At 32.4% G+C, this 19,844-nt stretch carries 18 protein-coding genes and 5 pseudogenes; 5 read left to right on the top strand and 18 right to left on the bottom strand.

Annotation, left to right across the window (positions count from 1 at the left end; genetic code table 11):
• Nucleotides 1–191: 191 nt before the first annotated feature.
• From CN288_RS19035 to CN288_RS19025, 3 genes are all read right to left on the bottom strand, one after another.
• The gene (locus tag CN288_RS19035) at nt 192–1,067 is read right to left on the bottom strand and encodes a DnaD domain-containing protein (protein ID WP_098302855.1); all 876 of its coding nucleotides are present in this window, start codon (nt 1,065–1,067) and stop codon (nt 192–194) included.
• 269 nt (nt 1,068–1,336) lie between these two features.
• Nucleotides 1,337–1,681: a DUF2185 domain-containing protein gene (locus tag CN288_RS19030; RefSeq protein ID WP_098302854.1), complete on the bottom strand. Its 345-nt coding sequence runs from the start codon at nt 1,679–1,681 to the stop codon at nt 1,337–1,339.
• Between the two features lie 313 nt (nt 1,682–1,994).
• Nucleotides 1,995–3,464, bottom strand: coding sequence for a TROVE domain-containing protein (locus CN288_RS19025; RefSeq protein ID WP_098302853.1), 1,470 nt, complete (start codon nt 3,462–3,464; stop codon nt 1,995–1,997).
• Between the two features lie 900 nt (nt 3,465–4,364).
• Between CN288_RS19025 and CN288_RS19020 the strand changes: the two are divergent.
• Nucleotides 4,365–4,794, top strand: a pseudogene (locus CN288_RS19020) (hypothetical protein).
• 318 nt (nt 4,795–5,112) lie between these two features.
• On the opposite strand, the gene CN288_RS19015 reads toward CN288_RS19020, so the two are convergent.
• From CN288_RS19015 to CN288_RS19005, 3 genes are all read right to left on the bottom strand, one after another.
• Nucleotides 5,113–5,808, bottom strand: coding sequence for an endonuclease V (locus tag CN288_RS19015; protein WP_098302852.1), 696 nt, complete (start codon nt 5,806–5,808; stop codon nt 5,113–5,115).
• A 113-nt stretch (nt 5,809–5,921) separates the two neighbouring features.
• Complete coding sequence (locus tag CN288_RS19010) at nt 5,922–6,278, bottom strand: Imm3 family immunity protein (protein ID WP_098302851.1); 357 nt, start codon at nt 6,276–6,278, stop codon at nt 5,922–5,924.
• A 388-nt stretch (nt 6,279–6,666) separates the two neighbouring features.
• Nucleotides 6,667–8,628, bottom strand: a complete 1,962-nt coding sequence (locus tag CN288_RS19005; RefSeq protein WP_098302850.1) for a bifunctional metallophosphatase/5'-nucleotidase — start codon at nt 8,626–8,628, stop codon at nt 6,667–6,669.
• 389 nt (nt 8,629–9,017) lie between these two features.
• On the opposite strand from CN288_RS19005, the gene CN288_RS19000 reads away from it, so the two are divergent.
• Nucleotides 9,018–9,635, top strand: a complete 618-nt coding sequence (locus CN288_RS19000) for an FMN-binding negative transcriptional regulator (protein ID WP_098302849.1) — start codon at nt 9,018–9,020, stop codon at nt 9,633–9,635.
• 144 nt (nt 9,636–9,779) lie between these two features.
• Here the strand turns inward: CN288_RS19000 and CN288_RS18995 are convergent.
• The 11 genes and pseudogenes from CN288_RS18995 to CN288_RS18935 form a co-directional block, all read right to left on the bottom strand.
• Nucleotides 9,780–10,007: pseudogene (locus CN288_RS18995) on the bottom strand (SMI1/KNR4 family protein); the annotation flags it as partial.
• A 45-nt stretch (nt 10,008–10,052) separates the two neighbouring features.
• Entirely contained in the window at nt 10,053–10,700 is a 648-nt protein-coding gene (locus CN288_RS18990; protein ID WP_098302848.1) for a hypothetical protein, read from the bottom strand.
• A gap of 95 nt (nt 10,701–10,795) precedes the next feature.
• A pseudogene (locus CN288_RS18985) lies at nt 10,796–11,292 on the bottom strand (SMI1/KNR4 family protein).
• Between the two features lie 19 nt (nt 11,293–11,311).
• Nucleotides 11,312–11,779 (bottom strand): SMI1/KNR4 family protein, encoded by a 468-nt coding sequence (locus CN288_RS18980; protein ID WP_255260014.1) that lies wholly within the window; start codon nt 11,777–11,779, stop codon nt 11,312–11,314.
• 283 nt (nt 11,780–12,062) lie between these two features.
• Entirely contained in the window at nt 12,063–12,542 is a 480-nt protein-coding gene (locus CN288_RS18975; protein WP_098302846.1) for an Imm30 family immunity protein, read from the bottom strand.
• A 320-nt stretch (nt 12,543–12,862) separates the two neighbouring features.
• On the bottom strand, nt 12,863–13,189 hold the full coding sequence (locus tag CN288_RS18970) for a hypothetical protein (RefSeq protein WP_090690738.1): 327 nt from the start codon (nt 13,187–13,189) through the stop codon (nt 12,863–12,865).
• Between the two features lie 250 nt (nt 13,190–13,439).
• Nucleotides 13,440–14,072 carry a hypothetical protein gene (locus CN288_RS18965; RefSeq protein WP_255260008.1) on the bottom strand — a complete coding sequence of 211 codons (633 nt, stop codon included), beginning with the start codon at nt 14,070–14,072 and terminating at the stop codon, nt 13,440–13,442.
• A gap of 466 nt (nt 14,073–14,538) precedes the next feature.
• Entirely contained in the window at nt 14,539–15,006 is a 468-nt protein-coding gene (locus tag CN288_RS18960) for a DUF6985 domain-containing protein (RefSeq protein ID WP_098302844.1), read from the bottom strand.
• A gap of 639 nt (nt 15,007–15,645) precedes the next feature.
• Nucleotides 15,646–16,092 carry a tungsten formylmethanofuran dehydrogenase gene (locus CN288_RS18945; RefSeq protein WP_098302843.1) on the bottom strand — a complete coding sequence of 149 codons (447 nt, stop codon included), beginning with the start codon at nt 16,090–16,092 and terminating at the stop codon, nt 15,646–15,648.
• Nucleotides 16,093–16,116: 24 nt separating this feature from the next.
• The gene (locus CN288_RS18940) at nt 16,117–16,617 is read right to left on the bottom strand and encodes a DUF3994 domain-containing protein (RefSeq protein ID WP_098302842.1); all 501 of its coding nucleotides are present in this window, start codon (nt 16,615–16,617) and stop codon (nt 16,117–16,119) included.
• A gap of 85 nt (nt 16,618–16,702) precedes the next feature.
• A pseudogene (locus CN288_RS18935) lies at nt 16,703–17,335 on the bottom strand (helix-turn-helix domain-containing protein); the annotation flags it as partial.
• A gap of 22 nt (nt 17,336–17,357) precedes the next feature.
• Between CN288_RS18935 and CN288_RS29730 the strand changes: the two are divergent.
• Together CN288_RS29730 and CN288_RS29725 are read left to right on the top strand one after the other, a co-directional pair.
• Entirely contained in the window at nt 17,358–17,861 is a 504-nt protein-coding gene (locus CN288_RS29730; protein ID WP_255260007.1) for a hypothetical protein, read from the top strand.
• 81 nt (nt 17,862–17,942) lie between these two features.
• Nucleotides 17,943–18,392 (top strand): hypothetical protein, encoded by a 450-nt coding sequence (locus CN288_RS29725; RefSeq protein ID WP_255260006.1) that lies wholly within the window; start codon nt 17,943–17,945, stop codon nt 18,390–18,392.
• 187 nt (nt 18,393–18,579) lie between these two features.
• Here CN288_RS29725 and CN288_RS29720 read toward each other — a convergent pair.
• Nucleotides 18,580–18,681, bottom strand: a pseudogene (locus CN288_RS29720) (hypothetical protein); the annotation flags it as partial.
• A gap of 199 nt (nt 18,682–18,880) precedes the next feature.
• On the opposite strand from CN288_RS29720, the gene CN288_RS18925 reads away from it, so the two are divergent.
• Nucleotides 18,881–19,534 carry a hypothetical protein gene (locus CN288_RS18925; RefSeq protein ID WP_026592353.1) on the top strand — a complete coding sequence of 218 codons (654 nt, stop codon included), beginning with the start codon at nt 18,881–18,883 and terminating at the stop codon, nt 19,532–19,534.
• The last annotated feature ends 310 nt before the right edge of the window (nt 19,535–19,844 follow it).

The following is a 19,844-nucleotide window of genomic DNA, read 5'->3' as shown; positions in this document are numbered from 1 at the left end:
ACTTCATACACTAGTTAGTAAAAAACAGGTAATTATCTTCTGATTTTTAGTCCCACCACTTCTCCTCATCAGAAACCCATATATTTTTCTGCAAGTCAAATGATTGATTAGCATTATGGAAACCACAATCAGTTCGCTATCAAAAAGCAAATATTCTAATACCATTTGTTCCGCCTCGATATGTTAAACACTCACGGCTGCCACCCATCCTCTTGCAAGAACTTCTGTAATTTTTCCTCAGACGGTACATTCTTCTTCCACTCTTCACATTCCTCCAAAAACTTCTCCGTTTCATAAAGAAGCGACGGCTCTTTCTTTCGAAACTTAACTGCCGCTCCCTCTACTTCACTGAGCTTCGTATATCCTTTCCTATGCCAATCTCGTAAAATCCCCTTCACATAAGCAAGCGTCCGCTTATTATTTTCATAGGCAATCTGAAGTGCCTTTAGTACAAGCTCCTCCGACAAATCTGTAATCCATTCACTTAATTCCTTCGCTGCATATGATGACAAACTACCGAAATTTTGTTCATAAAATGTGTATACACTACTACCTGGATTCACTTCTTCTATTTCTATTTCTTCTTCTACCTCATTCACTGCACATTCTTGAACAACTTCTTGCGGAATCATATCAGATGCTTCAACAGGCATTCCGAAATGCTCTAGCAATAACGGAATATTCAACTCTTCCTCGAGGCATCTTTGAAGAAACATATGTACAAGCTCTTTATTTTTCACAGTCTTTAACTCACGTAACACACACTTTTCTATGTTTGTATTCGTAATTGGGTTATAACGTAACCAGTTCAAAATATATAATTCCTTCGTTTTCGCATCAAATAAGATCTTTCCATACGCAATAAACCGCTGCAACAACTTCTCAACCGTTTCACGATTATACCCCGTTTCCATCTCTACCAAACGGAGTGGCAGTGGGTAAATTCCGCATTGTCTCGTTTTCGAACATGTCAGCAAATACATATAAAAATAGCGCTCCTCTGGCGTTAAATCCAGCACAAACTCATCTTGCCAAAAATTCACCTGTACACTCCGGTATACTCCCATATTTCTTCCTCCCATCCTTTAATGGTAAATATAGAATTGGTACTCCTTCTATATATAGGATTGCAGGCAGGAATTTGGTGAATTTATTTTATAATTTTTACTAGTACTAGAATGTTACTTTTTTATTTTTTTGTAGTAGTTCTTGTAGTTGTTTTTTCTTTTGTTTATTTAATGATTTATTACTTGGCAGGGGTTTATTAGGGGCTTATAAGGGGCTTCTTTTATTGTCATCTGCTGAAGAACTTCTAAAATAGTACTGCATGAAAAAATTAATTTTGTTTGATAACTTCATTAATTGTCACTTCTTTATCAGCGACTAAATCATAAAATCCTATATGAACTCCTTCTTCATATAACCAGCATAGATCCGTTCCATAAGGAGCTGCAAAAATCTCAAACATTACAGGAGCAATTTTAAAAATAGATTCCGCATTTAAGATGATAAAATTTTCCGCATGATTCACATATTCATCGGTATCATCTATAGAATACAAATTCCAGCCATTTAATTGCGGGATAGAACCTTTTTCTCTAAATGAATATCTAACTGGTTTTCCAGCAAGAATATTTTTTGAAACGACAAAACCACCATACTCACTGTTATTTTTTTTCATATTCAACCTCCTTAATACTGGAATTGACAGCATGTTTTAATAGAATTTCATAAACTAGTTTCATCTTATCAGTAGGCCATTCATTGTTTGTTACTATCCAGTTACTTTTGTAGTTGATCTATCCTCACCAAGATTAGCTAACGGCTCAAATCATAAAAATAGAGAAGTAGCTCCAGGTAAACCTGCTTTAATTTAGAAACTCATCGGTTCCTTAAGATAAAGATTATGAATTTCTTTTTATTGCATCATCGTTAACTGGACCTGCCACTATTCCAATTATTCCGTCTTCTAAACGAAAGGAATGTAACAAAAATTATTGATAATTTTCGATAGCTGAAATAAGGGAACCTGTTCCTTCTTCTGCATAATGAATGAAGTCCAAACATTTTTCACTCCAGCCACCGATTAAATTTGTTTTCTCTCCTACGAATTGTTGGTTACCGTAACTATTCAAATTGAAAGAGTGAACCCAAACATCAGGATTCATTTCATGACGATATGTTTCAAGAAGAATTTGTGAAGAATTGCCTCCATACCTATCTCCATACACTTGCTCATCAGAGAAGACAAGAATACGGTCAACTTTGATTTTGTTATCTAATAGATATTTGATAGAAAGATGTAAGTTTGTTCCATATCCATGTTTATTAACTTCTGATAAAAATGTGTTCATGTTCTCTAAAATACCAGAACGGGTAGAAACATTTATCGCTTTGAAATCAGTTGCGAATACAGATGTAATCGAATTATCACAGAAGGAGTGTGCCATTGCCATCATGAGTGTAGCAATATCTGCACATTTAACAGTCCCATCTTTCGAAACAGGATAACATGTCATAGAGCCTGAGATATCTGCTGTCATGAATGTTGTTCCTGATAATCTCGGCATGTTTGTAACAGATGCTTCAATGGCGTCATTCAATACATCTAATAATTCGCTTCCTACTTGTGGTAATTTTTCTTGTACAACACGATAGGCTGAAAAAAAACGAAATGGTAATTGTTTTGATTTTTTTACTCGCTCAGGATCGCGAAGAATGTTATATACTGTATCAATATTTGATGCACCTGAATTTACGATATTGCGAAGGTTACGAAGTAAGGCCATATACCCCACTTTACCGCTATCAATTAATTCTTCCCATACTTCTTTTTTGTTTCCCTTTTGAGAAAGCTGTGTTTCCCATGTGAATGGTACTTGTAGTGTATTTTCTAATAAACGTTTATAAAGTTCGTAACGTTCTGTTCCTTTTTTTGCAGATGGGCTAACTAAACGGAATACATCTTTCAATGTAACGTCTTTCCCTGTGCGGTTGTATTTTGCTAATTGATATTCATCAAATGTAGAAAAAGCATCTGCTAACCCTTTTTTCAAAGAGTTTGGGATTGGATTTTCCCGACCATATACCCCTAATTGATATGCCATCATTTCTGTTACATCATCAGGACGCTGTGCAATACGAGAAATTGTTTGACGAGCATATTTACGACCTTCAGGGTGGTTTGCGAGTTCCACTGCTAATACATGTGTAACAGAGCGCATATAAAACACTTCACGTGCATAGACTGCTAAACTCGCAACAAATCTAGGGTCTCTATCCATGATTTGTTTTGCAATAGTAACTAATTCTTCACTGTTGTCTCCATAAAATTTAGGTTCATTAAAAAAAGATGTTAATACCATCGTTACTAATTTATCTTTATCATACATTTTATAAGCTGTTCCGCCCTCTTTTGTATACGTTTGACGGCTTCCTTGAGAAAAATGATTAAACTTTGACATTATTATCTACCCCCAGATGTTTTTTTGACACGACTGGTTGAAATACAAATAAAAAAGGCAACGTATATACGTTGCTCTTTTCACTCATTCCTAACACTTAAGAAATATTCAAAACAGGAATCGAATCCCACAAACACAATCCCTATATGACGAAGTAACTCCTACCTTAGTGTTATGAATCAAAGAAAAGTACGAACTCGGTGCGGACCTCCCCGCATCGATTAGGATCGAATTTATAACATTTAATATTAGTAAACGAAGTATGAGCTATCTACACTGTTCCTGTTATATATAATGTTTAAAGATTTGGGAGATAAGCGAAAAGGCTCATTACGTCGCTCTACCACTGAGCTACCTCCCAAATTTGGGAAGGTGGGCGTCGAACCCACGACCTACGGCTTATCAGGCGAAGAAATCCTTCTCTACACTGCCCAAATCTATTAAATATGAAGTATTAAAAAGGGAGATAGGCGGAAAGACTCAATATGTTGCTCTACCAAACTGAGCTACTTCCCTGATGTTTAGAAAACATCAGAGAAGGCAAGGATTCGAACCTGCGACCTACCGCGTGACAGGCGAAGAAATTCTTTCCTACACTGCCCTTTTCTTTTTGCTACTTATTAACTTCATTATACTCGTTAATTAAGTATTTGGCAATTATTAGTACTTTTGAAAAATTTTATCTTTTTTATCTATCAATCTTAAAGTTTCTGTATTTCACAATTTAAGTGGATTAGATTATATGAAAATAATGTGCTAGACTAACTAGCAGATATACAAATTTTACATAAAACACCAATAAAACAAAAATGTATCCATCCTTGTTCAATATGGTATCTATTATTTTTCTTTCAAAAGATATTAATTATTCCCAAGACAAGAAGTTAGGAGATGTTAGATGTGAAATATTTTGTGATAGAAGATGATGAATTATCAGAATGCGGTGAAGAGACAATATATATTTTTGAACATAGTAAAAGAAAAAGAAGTTACGACGCGATTAAAACCTTGGAAGATTTTGCAGCAAGTTGCCAATTCATTGAACGAAGAAATATGCATTGGTTTTGGTATAAAGGAAAACACGTTGAAGATATGCCTATGTGGGAATTTGAAAAAAAATTTAGAGCCGAACAAGAAGAACTGAAAGCAATATCCCAAGAAGAATTCACAGAATTAAGAAACAGATATGCTCCTCTTATTAAACCTATCGAGTTCCCTATTGAAGGAATCAGAAGTGCTTATGCTTATGAACCAGAATGGAATGATGAATTTTTTGTTATGGAAACGGAAGAAAGTTATTTTGCTGTTTTATTGGTTTACAACGGCTTAAAAATAAGTTATATGAAAAATCAACAGATTCTTATCTTAAAGGACTTTCGAGTCAGGATGTCGAGGCTTGGGTATTCCAACTGCTAGTTTTCTACTACTAATATGATAGTGAATCAATTAAGTTCCTCGAAGTCCCTGTACATCATACCCCTTTACAAGTATCATCATTCACTTGAGTACTTAGCGTTTGGTGCTTACCTTCAATTTCTTTGCATCAAAAAAGAGCAAATGTTTCTTATTTGAAACATTTGCTCAATCATTATCATAATATATATTCATCTAAAGAAGTGTCTTTCTTTATTAGATTTTGAAACTATATTTACTTTTCTATCTTTGAAAGTTCCTCTCTCCTCGCTTCATGAGTAGCTAAATCTGCGTATCTTGTTGTAATAGGTAAACGACTATTATTTTCTACAAAATGCAAAACAACATGGGTAGCAGTATCTAAATCGATCCAATTACCACAAGAAACAAAAATTGGTTTTACATTTTCTCTAGTTCTTAGCGTTCTTCCATAAACTTCTTCATTTACAACGATCTCAGTATATGAACCTACTTCGTTTTCAGGTTCGGTAAAATCAACATTATTTATTTTTAAGTACGTTTTGGCTACTCCAATAGTTGGCTTTTTTAAATAGAAAGATGCATGCGTTGCAATCCCCATATGACGATTATGTAAATAACCATTTCCATCAAACATATATAAGTCTGGAAAACTTTTTAATTTTTTAACTGTATCAAGCACTAATGGTAATTCTCTAAATGCTAGATAACCAGAAATATAAGGAAACTCAATTTTATCTATATGATGAACTTCTTCAATAATTGCCTTTGTAAGATAATCGAACACAACAATACAGCAGACTCCATAGTCAATTCCCTCATTAGACCAATAAGCAATATCTATTCCCGCTACTAATTTTATATCTTCTAGTTCAAATATATTTTTTAAAGAAATGTTACTTGATAATTGTTTTTGCAGTTTCTCTAACTCATTTATATCGTGTTTTTTCATAATTTTTCACATAGTCCAAATCTAATAGTTAGCTCTTTTTTCTTCAACAATGTGATTATTTTTATCCCAAATCCTATACTGTATTTCTACTTTTGAGAAGCCGTTTCTCCAAACTATCCAGCATATGGATTATAATCAATTTCTACTTTTTTTAGACCTTCCAATACTTTTTTTATTCTATTAGATAAATCCGCGATTTCCTCTTTAGTTAACTCCTCTTCCGCATCTAACGAGTTAAACATAATTAAACACCTTGTTATCCTTTCAACAGTACCAACGAAAACTTTGTCATGAGTAATTAAAATCTCTCCTATAGCAGTATCCCTCACAACATCTTCTATCTCACCTAAATTCCAGTATTCATCGACTAGTCTTGCTATTGCATCTCTATATCCTCTATTTAAACTAAAAAAATCATTATAGTCCTCTTTGATCGCTTCAAATAATTCGTTGTATCCCCAGTATTTCACTAAATCTCCCTCCATCCAAAAATATTATGGCTTAATCCCTTATTGCAATCTTAAAATAAAAAACACTTGTTACCTATAAAAGACAATCAAGTGCTTTTTATTTACTTATATGAAAACACCTTTAGCTTTGTTGATTCCCGCATAGATATTAATTAATCGATGGTACTTCAATGGCGTATACCCCTTTGCTCAGCACCAAAACTTACAACTGTAACATCCCTATTAGAATGCAAATCAAAACATTCATATAAACAAGATTTTGGTTTACTTACCTTATATAGCCGTACTTTTGAATACTGGGCCAGTCGATTCTTCCTTAAAATGTAATAGGGAATGTACTTTCAAAATCAATTATTACTTCTTCCCTTTCCCTAAAACAATCTAAGTATTAGATTTCCCCTATATTTTCAATAACCCTATTTAGTTTTTTATAAAATTCACCTTTTGTTTTTACATGTTTAAACTGATCTGGATTAATATGAGCCTTTTGAGAGAGTGCTACAATCTCTTCTTTTGTAATTGAATCTTTAGTATTTATAGATGCTATATTTGTATATTTTCCATCTTCTGTTTTTGGAATTTCTAAAATCCCTTTATTTACGAGATTCACTACAGCCTTATGCTCTGAAGAATGTGTGTCTACACCGGTAATTTTCCAATTATGCATAACTTTTGGCGTGTATACACCATTCTTTACCTCTTTTAAATATGTAATAGCAAGATTACGAATGGTTCCACCTGTTTCGCCAAAGGCATTCTCTTGTTTAGATGACCAAATCTGTTCAAACTTACGTCCCTCTAAAGCCCCTCCTTTCGCTTGAAGAGCCTCCATTCTATATGCATTCATTCCCAGAGTCATAACATCGCTCATTTTGATTGGTTTATTTGTACGAATAGATCGTAAATTTGTAATTCGGCTTCCATATGGTTTGGTTAAGTCAATTTCGTATTTCACGCCTCCGAAGAAGTCGTTCGTACTGTATTTAGACGCACGGCGTGTTTTATCAAAGCTAACTGTTACATCTCCGGCACGGGATGTGTTAAAATACCCCGCCGCCCACTCCATATAATCTTTTAAATCTTTTCCAGTTATCTTATATACTGTAATTTCTCCCAAGGCATATTGGTAATTATACGCAATATCTTTCTTCTTAATAGGACCTACATCTAAACGAGCATAATCGTTATCAATTTGATGGGCTACTACATCTGCTTTGCTGTAATAAAGCATAACCTCATGAAAAAAATCTGATAAAGGTGTCTCTTGAATTTGCACACTTGGAATACCCTTTATTTCATTTTCAGGAACAAGATTTCTCCCCTTTAATTGAGCGACTACAACATTTGCATCTCCTCTCGCATACTCGTGAAAAGGTGTTAATGTTTCTTCAAGTGCAGGATCGGATAATACCGTTGTTCCATCAGCATTTTTTACAGGTAAAGTGGTAGCTGTTTTATCTTTTAAAACCAGCTTCCCATCTTGCTTTGTAAAAGTAAGGTCAATACGTGAGATATGCGTACCATATTTATCTGGTTCTGTAATAATAACACCATTTACAACTTCTTTTTTAACAAGTTTATGCATATGAGCTGCAAAAATAGCGCTTAGTTCTGGACAGGCATTTGCAATATCTTGAACCCCAGTACCAGAGATGCCATTCTCATTTTCTAGTCCCATATGCATAACTCCTACCATTACATCTACTTTACCTTCTAATTCTTTAATTACCCTTTTTGTCTCTTCTACTGGATTTTTCATCACTAAACCAGCCAAATGATCTGTTCCTTTTTCAAAATCACTAATCATTGGTGTATTCATGCCAATAACCCCAACTTTGATGCCACCTTTTTCAACTATCGTATATGCAGGAAGAAAACGCTCTCCATTCTCCTTGTAAATATTTCCTGCTAATGTCTTTCCTTTATATTGCTCACTAACTTTTTTCAATGTATCTAATCCAAAATTGAATTCATGATTCCCAAATGCCCAAGCATCATATCCCATTTCGTTCATTGCTACCATCATCGGAGACTGTGGCTTATCATTGAATAATTCTACTGAGTTCCCTTGAATTGTATCTCCGGCATCTAATAATATGGTATTTGGATTTTCTTGACGTACCTTCTTTATAACCGTATAAAGCTGCGTTAAACTTCCACTCATATTAGCACCATCAAGTGCATAATCCCAAGGCATAAACCTACCATGAATATCCGCAGTACCTAATAATGTAATATTAACATCAGATTCCTCTGCTTTAGAGATAACTGGTTTGATTGTTATTGCTGCTCCAAGCAGTATAAAAATAACAAAATAACATACACGGCTCTTCCATCTCATTTTTGACATAATAACAATGTTTCTCCCCTTTTTGTACTGTCATATAGTGTCTTGAACTTTAAAAATGTAACTTATTATTTGGAAAACTTCAAGTCAATTGCAAGTAATCTATAAATTTTGGACATACTGATACTATTACTCTATAGAGGTGTGTAATCAGTATAGAAAAATAAAATTTGTTCAAATGGAAGCATGATCAGCCTGACATTATTATCTTAATCGCAATTTGACTCATCTATTATTCTCCTTTCTGCTAAAATTCTTACTCCCATCGTTTCAACACATCACTGATTTCATTGCGAAAAAGAACACCAGTAAATAATATACAATATTTTCCGAATAACCTATGTTATATTTTATAAATCATTATAAATTTTCACACTTTAAGGAGGATTTTTATGTATACACCTAAATATTTTGAAATGCAAGATTCAGAGCTTATTTTAGAATTTATCAAAAACCATTCATTTGGAACCTTACTATCTAGTACGAAAGACTTTCCAATTGCAACACACCTTCCGCTGGATGTATATAATGAACAGGGACATACTTATTTATCTGGGCATTTTGCTTATGCCAATCCTCACTGGAAATTGTTAAAAGAAAATCCTCAAGTATTAGTTACATTTCTAGGGCCACATGCTTATGTGTCTTCTTCCTGGTATGCGCAAGAAAATGTACCCACATGGAATTATGTATCAGTCCATGTATATGGTACAGCTCAGCTCGTAGAAGGCGAAGAATTAGAGATTATGTTAACAAAAATGCTAAAGAAATATGAACAAGGTAGGGATAACGCAGTATTATGGGATACTTTAGATTCACAATTTTTAAAACAAGAGATGAAAGGGATTGTAGGTTTCAAAGTAAAAATTGAAGCTTCCTTTAAGTTAAGTCAAAACCGAAATAATGATGACTACAAATCAATTATTAATAATCTTGAGAATGAAAACGATGTCTCTGCAATAGAAGTAGCTAACTGGATGGAAAAAGTTAGACCAATTAATGAAAATTAAGTTCAGAACCAAATCACGGAGGTGGCAGAAAGAAAAACATACAAAAAGCGAAAATTCCTGTATTNNAATACAGGAATTTTCGCTTTGCTTATTCATACTACTAATAATTTATCATAGTAATAATTCGTTTGTTAATGAAACAAATATCAAAATAAGTAATTGAATATTGTTCTCCTCATCTACAATATCTAACAACTCGTAGGGAACGTGCTCTTCCCAAAAAGGGCCAGTATACCGATCATAAAATTCACTGAATGTATCAGATACTTCTACACCTAAGCTACTTAAGGCCTCTTTCACATTTTTCTTATCTTCACGTTTATAAATGTATTCTCCAAGAACTTGGTCTAATTTATCAGGCAAAACATTCACTTTCATTCCCTCCTAAAGCTTCTTCCCATTTGATTTTCCAACGATTTATAAAACCCCTTTTTTTAGTGTTACCAACCAAACTTCCCCAACATTAACCTTATAAAGAACGTCATCTCCATCACTGAGCTTAATCTTCTGGATTTTATAGGCCTTATTTATTATTTCATTTACCTCGTCTTTTGTTCTAAACCCTGTTACTATATCTTTTTTTAGTTCCTCATCCCAATACATTTCGGTATCAATGTGAGCTTCCCAATCAAACAAAGCTAATTTATCCTTTAATGATTCATACTTATGAAATGGAAATTTCTTTACAGTAAGGTTTTTGTCAAAGGTATCATTGTAAGTATTTATACAATCTTTGTAAGAAACGACAATTTGAGAACTTATAAAATCTGGTTCATATAACCAAATTTTCAGGTAAAATTTTTCATCTTCCATTGTCATTTTTTCATACCAGTTTAGATATACATCTATCATTTCATTTAATAATAAACGGTTATACCAATTAGGAGGATTTCTACGGACTAAAGAATAAAAGGGATGAATCCACAACTTTGCATAATCTCTTTGATGCTCACGAATGTAATGCATATCTATGTCGATTACATTTTTCTTCCATCTTTCTATCTTTCTCTTATGTCGTTTCCACCCTCGTATTTTCTTCTTTTTAGAGTGATAAAACTCTTCCATTCACACACATCCCTTAACAATTGTAGAAACACTTACATATTTATTTTTGACAAATGAAAACGATCATAAGTATCTGTCATCTTTTATTTTAACTATCATGAATCATACAATTTTTTTAAAAACTCAGTGAAAGTACTTGCCACATAAAATACATTTCCTCTTGCTACTTCCTCTGCTTCTTCTACTGTAATCCCTTCACTTTCCATCAGTTCTTCTTTTTCCCATACACCACACCTTCATGCTCCCAAAAGATAACAATGAGATTTTCGTTATGATTTTTATAATCAAAACATATTAAATTCCCCGCTGGATCAATGCCAAAAGGAATTACACCATTAGGTAAAGTAGCACGATAGTTATCATAATCTGTTACGATGTAATCACTACTTCCCTCATTAAACGAAAGTAATGAACCAAAGACTCTTTCTATTCCTTCAACATCAAAACAATACGGTACTACATTAGCCCCATGATTCACCTTTACACACTCGATATAATCTTTCGGAAATTTAATCCCCATTGCTTGACCTATTTTCCCAACAATTTCTTCAGTAATCGGATCATCCGCATACTTCCATTCTAAATTCCCCATCTAATACCGCCTAAATAATTTATACTGTGAACTCACACTCATCTCCTGGAAAATCATCTGGGAAAGCGAAACATTCTACTTCCTTTGTTAGAATTTTATATAGAAACTCAGCTAAACCCATATAATATTCATAATAGCTTGCTGACCCTGATTCATATACAACTATATGCCATTCATCACCTATATTAGATGTTAACCAGTAAATTTCGTCCCCATTATCTGTTATTGCACATGGCAATAATCCACCCTCAGTTGGAAAAACATCATGCGCAAAATCTTCTGGAAACGCATTCTTTGATACAATATATGCTTCTCTAATTTCTTTACCTTTTTCAATTAGATTTAAATTCATATTTTGGGTAAATGGATTTAGAACCAATAAAAATTCACCTATACTTCCAACTCCAGATGTATTTATAATTTTTTTATAATCTGTTGGTAGCTTGATTCCTAATATGAATTCAATCTCATCCCATTTTTCTTTAATGTATGTATCTAATAAATCATTATTGGGTTTAATTATTGGGTTTAATTATATTTTTTAATTTACTTATATACATTCTATCTCCCTCACTTTCTACTTCATCCAGTTACACCTGCTGCGCTATCTTTCATCTTATAATGCTCGCAATGATGGTATTGAGTCGTTTCATACCATTTTAAAGTTGATTTCTTCAGTGGTGGTACAAACACGTTTGATACGGATATCGCGTGTCAAAAAAGACAACAAAAAACCGAAATGACACTAATTTATCAAATCAGTTTTTATTCTATATGAAAGAATTTCTATCAGCCTCTTTTAATTTACTAAGAATTTCATTAGCGACGCTCTCAAATCTTTTAGGATTGTCAGAAATAATTTCATCGAGCAAATCGATTGCCGTTGATTTTATATCATTATTCATTCCTACAAGGGTTTTAGCATACTCCATTCTATATAAGTCATTATTTAAAATTCTTTTATTTAATAGCATGGCCCATTCTTTTGCATTCCCAATCATTTTTGGCAGTGCTTTAGGCATCTCTGTTAGATATTTTTCCATTTCAAAACTTTCAATTAAGTGAACTAGGCCAAACATAACTTCTTCCTCTTGTGTCTCATCATCAAATATCATACACAGATCTTTAATAAACTTTTCATCATCACAATCTGCTAAGCTTGCTAATGCATCGTCAAACTCTTCACATTCTGATTGATTTTTTAAAAATCTACAATTATATAATCTCTTGATCTCAGATCTACTATCCATATAAACTCCCCCTTTAAAAAAATTAACGAAATCAGCTATTATTGAAAAACATAAGACACATAAAATGACAAATTATAATGTTCTACGAAATCAATAGCCTTCATTTTAAAGTCAATCGAAAAAGATCTTCTTTTCCCCCCAAAAAAATCCCCTCCACAATAAACAGTACAGTAACTTTCTTTCAGCTGTCTACTACAGGGGGAATGCCACAATACAAAAAATCATCTTTTTAAAATGGCCTAACTTTTTTAATGTCCTTTACAAAGGATATATTTCACAAAATTATTAAGTATCTTTATTCATTTGTTATCAAAGATTTTCTATTCAGTGTCTTCTAATATCCTATCATCTAGTTCTTCTCTTTCTCTCGCTATTTCTCTATACGTTTCAATTAAATTGCTCAACAGTTCAAGTGAGATCTGTCTATCTCCTTCCTCAAGAATTCTTACTTCTGCACCCAATGCGTTCAATTTAACAACAACATTTTTAAGTTTAATCAATTCTTCTGTATCATAATAACTAAACTTTAAAACGGGCGTTTCATCTTCTATATTTCTTTTTAGCTCACTAATTGATTTATGACTAAATTTTCTTAAAGAAGTAATGTACTTAACAATATTCTTATCTGGTCTAACTATTAAGGACATACAATGCACCTTAAAACCCTCCTTTAAAAAATAAAACATCTAGTATCGTCTCTCCTGATAAACTATTTCCCCGTACCATCCATACAACTCATTAAGCGGAGCATAGAAAATTCCTAGAAATACTAAATGCTACACCGAATAATTTATTCGCTGAGGAATTTAAAGTTCATGATCAAATGGGAAACGAACTTATAAAATTTATTGAAAAAGGAGAAACCTAGAGTGCTGAAATGAAATAGAGCGAAAAGGATTATTTACCCTTCAACCACTTATCTCTAAACAATTTTTTATCTTCAAGTAAGTTGTTCCTAGCTAGTTCATGACACACTAACCAAAAATCTTTTTGCCACTTTGTACAATCTTCCTCGTAATCCATAAGCATCTCAAGCACAAAATATGAATCAGAAGGCTCAAAATGAATCATCTCATTTTTAAAAAATAAAGCTATAAGACCATGTTCAATAGATAGCAAGCAACCTTCATCATGAAATGAAATTGCAAAGTAAGCATAGTTGTCCTTCGTATAGTTAGGTAAAATCTCAAATGTAGGAGTTCCCAAATAAGGATGGATTTCTTCCATACTATTAAAAGTAATGGGACTAAAGGAATCGTCATTTTTATTATATATTTCGTAACTCATGAAACCTTTCAATTGCAATTCAAATAGACCCTTTAGTATATTTTCATAAACAATATCAAAGTGTTCCTTTAAATAACATAGCGTATTATAAGCTTCTTTTGTTAAAGGTTGATTACTTTCTAAATACCCCCCTACCTCAATTTTTTCTTGTCCAAAAAACGAAACGGAACAATTTACGTTTATAGATCCATCCCAACAGTCATATTCTTCAGAAAAGCAAAAATCATCCACTTTATCTACCACTATTCACACCTACCTGATTAAATTTTGTTATTCATAATTAACGCCCTCTTATTATGCCACAACCGAAGCATAGCGGAGGGCGTAGTATAAATACTAAATCCAGTGGGTTCAACAGTGCAACTTTTTTATAAACGGTTAATCTTTCTTATAAGCGATTAAACTTTATTTCAAATCCCCATCAGTTTCAGCCGTCAGTCAAATTTTCCTTTTCCTCCTTTGTTTTTTGCCATAAAAAAAGGCTCGTTCCTCCTCATCATTCAAGTTGGAATAAACCTTGTAAATTTATTAAACATGTTTGTCAGTTACCTTTAAAAACATCTCTTAGATTCTTGCTCAATTTATATAGGTACCTTCTTTTTCTTCAGGTTTATATTTGAAAAGAATCTCTAAGCTATATGTAGATTGTTCCCCAGTGTTCATAATTCATTAGTCTTTCTCTATTAGTCCCTATTAACAAATTCCATATTCAAATTGCAACATCTTGGTAACCCACTTCCGTCACTTTTTCATTTAATAGACGAAGCCCTAGTCCATTTTCTGTGTCCCATGTACAATTAAATGTAATTCCGATATCTCGACCTTCAAAAATATCCGCATATGAAACAACAATTCCATCTAAACTTATCATTTCTAGTATTTGATCAGTTGTTTCAACTAATGGATAATTCTCATTTACTTCAATATCATAACCTAGTTCATGTCGTGTTTGTTTGTAATAGTCTAATATTGGTTGCAAAAAACTTTTTTGTAAGTGTTCCCAATTTTGCATCAGTGAGGTATATGCTGTATATTGCTCTTCATCAAATTTACCATCCTCATCACCATCGACCATCAATGCTATTTCGACTTCATTTCCAAAAAAATTAATTGTAGTATCCTTAGACCACCCATAATTATATTCAAGCTCTCCAAAAACCACATCATTTATTATCATTTTAAAATCTCCTTTTTTATTGGCAAATCCTTCACTAACAAATACAGAATTTAATAGATATCCATAAAATCAGGTAATAAAATTTTATCATTCGAATATCTTAGTAATATTTTATTCGTAATCGAAAAAGATGGTAAAACTAAAGGTGTAATCTGGAACAATAAAGACGAATTAGAATGCTTCCACTATTCCATTGCCGACAGTGGTGTTAGGAGTCGTATTTGCATTGGACAATGGGAAGTTGAACTAAGAGAAAATAAAGATTGGATTTACATTAAAGATAAAGGTTGGATTTATTTCGACGAGTCTTATATTAGATGAATTCGATAAAAAAGTGCCGGCTCTTAATTTGATGTGCACCCCAATTGTTAGACACACTTAACAAGTGGAGGTGCACTTTTTTACTATGTATTAAACTTTAGTATTCATAAGTAACTCTTTTAATTCTTCTGTAGATAATTTGCTTTCTAACGCTTTACTTAAGTCAAGTATAGAAGTTTTATAATCTACTGCTACTTGTAAACTATCAGTCTTCTTTTTTTCTGCATTGTCTTTAGAACAACCTCCCCCCTGCTACTAACATGATTGGTACTGCTACTGCTAATAATTTGTGTTTCATTGTTATATACCCCTTTCTACTTAATTTGCTTCACCCATTTCCTTTAATTTCTTATGTGCTTCAACTATACGTTTAGATGAGTTAGACATAGTCTGTAACCCTTGATTGAGAAGAATTCGGTCTTGTTTATCTAAACCGTCTTGAGTTTGACTTACAGACTCTTTTATTAAATCCATAGATTCATTTAGAAGAGATTGTACGTCTTTATACTTTTCACCTGGTTCCAACTTCTTAACTTTCTCTGCTGTTTCTAAAAGAGGTTTCGACTTCTCTTTAAACTCTTTTGCTTTTTCTTCTACTGGTTTCTGACTTGTTAAGATGTCATTAATAACTTTTGACTCTTCTGAAATGTCTTTCATCTGATAAGCCATTTGCATTTTGTAGTCTTTCTTCTCTGCTTTGTCTGTTGCACAACCACCTAATAACATGATTGGTAGTGCTAACGTTATTAGTTTCTTTGCTCTCATCAACATATACCCCTTTGATATTGATTATTTAGATTTTCTTTCTACGTTTAATGGACTACCTGTTTCATCTATTATCTTTAACTGTCCTGCTCTAAAGAAGTCAACTTTATATTTTACTTCTGGTCTATAATCAGTTATTGGTCTGTCATCACCAGCCGTCTCTTCAATGGTAAAGATGATTTGCTTATTGTCATAATCGTACTTCCATTTACCCTTCATGTTGTTTTCTTCTTTTGAAGTTTTACCACTATTATCATAAGCACCATATGTACCATCACTTTTAAAGTCTAAACCCACAAAGAACTTGTCACCAACGTAACTACCCCACTCACCTAATAACTCCTTACCGTCTCTAGATATTTGTACTCTAGAATCGTCATCGTAGTCACCTTTAGTAGTAGAAGTTTTTTCTATCTTTAAATCAGATACATTCATAGAATTCGGTTTCATTTCTTGTTTTTCTGTACTACAACCTACTAATAATAGAATCAGTATTGCTAATGATACGAGTTTCGTTTCTTTCATTATGCATTCCCCTTTTAGAAAGTATTGTAATTAATTAACATATTGTACCATAATATAAATCAAATAAATAATATGAATTTCCCCCTTACTTTTTGAATTCCAAATGTTTAGCATTTTGTTTTTTTATGCTCCCAATAAAATCCCGATCAAAGTAATACTTGTCCATTAAGTTATTTACAATCCTGTTGAAATAAGCGAATTTACCATTCTTCATTTTTGTTCCAGATTTAATTTTCATAACAAACTCTTTGATAGCTTTTAAGCCAATAGTAAGCTCCTGGTCTTTAGTAAATGCTTTATTACCTGTAGAGAAGTTTGTAACTTTATTGCACTGTCTTACGACCTTCCACAGTTCTTGAATTATTTTTGATTCAGAATAAAAAGAGCTAACTAAAGAAACAAAACGTTCTGGTACCCAGTGAGCAACAAAATCAGCTTGTTTAATATTCTCTTCAGTGGTATTGCTATTCTCATTACTATTACGTTTGTTTATATCTTTTATATTTTGTTTTAAGGAAACAGGTGTTGTTTTAATGGTCGGACACTTTGTAGGACTTTTAGCAGATTTCTTGTCGGACACTTCTTCCACAATAGGGTGAACAATAATTGCATTAGCAGTTTGAAGCATATCTTTTTTTCGTTTCATAGCTATCTGCTTGATCATGTCCAGGTCCACAAGTTTCTTCATTAAACGTTGCACAGTTTTATATGATGGTTCATATAAAAATACAATTGAACATTTGGGTATTAATTATAACGATATATCACAAGTTAAAAAACTCACTCCCCTAGACATACAAAACGAGTTAAGAAATCTATATGAAAAGGGTGAAGATATATCATCTCAAAACATGCAACAAAAATATAGAAATTTGCATGCAAGTTGCCAGCGCGTTTTTGGTTCTTATAAAATTGCTATCGAGTCAATAAATTTAAACTATGATGATATTAGAAAAACAAAAACATGGTCAAAAGAAAAAATTTTAAATGAAATTAAATCACTACACGATAAAGGTGAAGATTTAACCTCCAAATACGTTTCCGAAAAATACAATAAATTAGATCACGCATGTAAATGGTATTTTAATTCTTATGAAGAAGGGGTTAAACAGGCTGGAATTGACTACTACAATATTACAAAAAGAAAAGTATGGTCTAAAGAAAAAGTGAAAAATAAATTATTAGACCTTCATAATGAAGGAATCAGTTTAACGCCTATGTATTTAATTAACAATCATAGTTAAGTATATAAATCTTGTGTGAATTATTTTGGTTCATACTATAACGCTTTAAATGAATTTGGTATAGATTATACATCAATCATTATGGACAACCCACTTGAAAGAAGCAAAGGTCTGATACTAGAAAAGATTATAGAAAAAGTTTTTGATTGTTTATCAGTTACCTATATAACACAAGAAAGAACATATATAAGTGATGATTTTTGGATTATACCAGACTTTAAAATAACCAATATGGACAATAACTTACACAACTTATTTAAGTCATCACCTAATCAAGAATTATGGATAGATTCAAAATTATCCTATTGGACATGGTTTACATCAAACACACATAACAAATACAAAGACCATTGCGAAAAGTTAGTCTTTATCTATTTAAGAGGACATGAAAAACCAGAATACATTAACGATAAAATGACAAACATATGTATATTTGAACTCTTACCATATATAAAAGATGAAGAAAAACGCAACGAAATAAACATTGAATTACTAGAATTGCTAGAAGACAACCCAAAGGAGAATAACTAAATTAGCAAAAGATAATTTATATCTAAACGAATGTAACGGAAAGGAAAATAATTTCTCATACAATAACAAAAAGTAAACAAACAAAAACGTATTACTCGAAAAAAGTATTCATTTAAAGTTGATTAATTAAACTATAGCATCCATTTGGGTTCTTTTTATTTTATAAAGAAAAAAGCCCCGGATAGGACTATATGATTTTCTTCATACCGCATTGACGACATTCTCTTAAAAAGATGAAATCTTTAACGGAACTCTTGAATGAGGTATTGCCGCAATTATCGCAACGACCGCTAATAATGTTATCAAGACTTAAATTGAAAAAAGATAGATAAATAAAGGGACATAACATATTAGTCATATAAAATATGTTATGTGTTCACAAATAATAAAGTTGTTAAAAAATAATAAAGTCATTTCAAAAATAAAATAGATGTTTTCAAAAATGGTATTATTATCTATGATAGGAAACAAATAAAGGGGTAGTTTAAATGTTTAGAAAGAAACAGGAGAAAAACATTCACGTTAATCTAGTAGATAAACGAGGGGAAGTCCTTAGAGAGTTTGATTGTACAGAAAAAGAATTAAAAGAAGTAAGAGAAACCGGCATTGAATTGCGTATGGTTGGAGAAAACGCATATGAAATGGTAGCAACCGATGAACAGCTAGAGAAACTAGCAAGAATCGAAGCTGAAATTGAAGAAGAATTAGCAATCTACGAAGAAGCTATGCAGGAGTTAGCACAAGAACGAGAAGAAGAAAAGGCAAAACAGAAAGAATTGAAAGAAAAGAATAAATGGAGTCCAAAGAAGAAAGTAATCGTCTTTGGACTACTATTCATTGTATTTGTGGTTTTACCTATTATCGAAGGGTATCAGAATAGTAAACTGGTAGAAGAAGGTACACCATTAAATGCAGAAATTGTAGGTAGACATGTAGAGAAGAGTTTTATCTTTACACACCCGACATTAGTAGTAAGGGTAGACGGTAAAGAACACAATGTATGGGTAAGAGAGGAAACATACAACGAAGCACAATGGTTTGGTGGACTAAAAGTCGTCAAAACAAAAGATGGTAAAGTTGATAAAGACCCTAGATATGATTACGAAGATTTAGTTGTAAGCTATAAAGAAATAACAAAGTAAAACTTTAATATTCGCTTCCAAAATTAAACAACATTATTATTTGCAAAAATCGAAACCATTAAAACAAAATACAAATTTTAAATTACTTTATAAACATATTAAACTATATTTTCAATGTCATGTTAATAATTCTAATATATACGAGAAAGAGGATAGCATGCTCTTATATTGAACATACTATCCTCTTATTAGTTTAGTCTATTTAAATTTTATCAGGGAACTCTTTGTATGCGTATATTTTACTTAGATCGTATTCTTGTTTAGATTCTTTATTCTCCACTGATTTCACCGAGAATGTACTACACATACT

Source organism: Bacillus sp. AFS023182, from assembly GCF_002560575.1.
GTDB lineage: Bacteria > Bacillota > Bacilli > Bacillales > Bacillaceae_G > Bacillus_A > Bacillus_A arachidis.
Note: the sequence above shows the minus strand (reverse complement) of the source record. Positions and strands in the feature narration are given on the sequence as shown.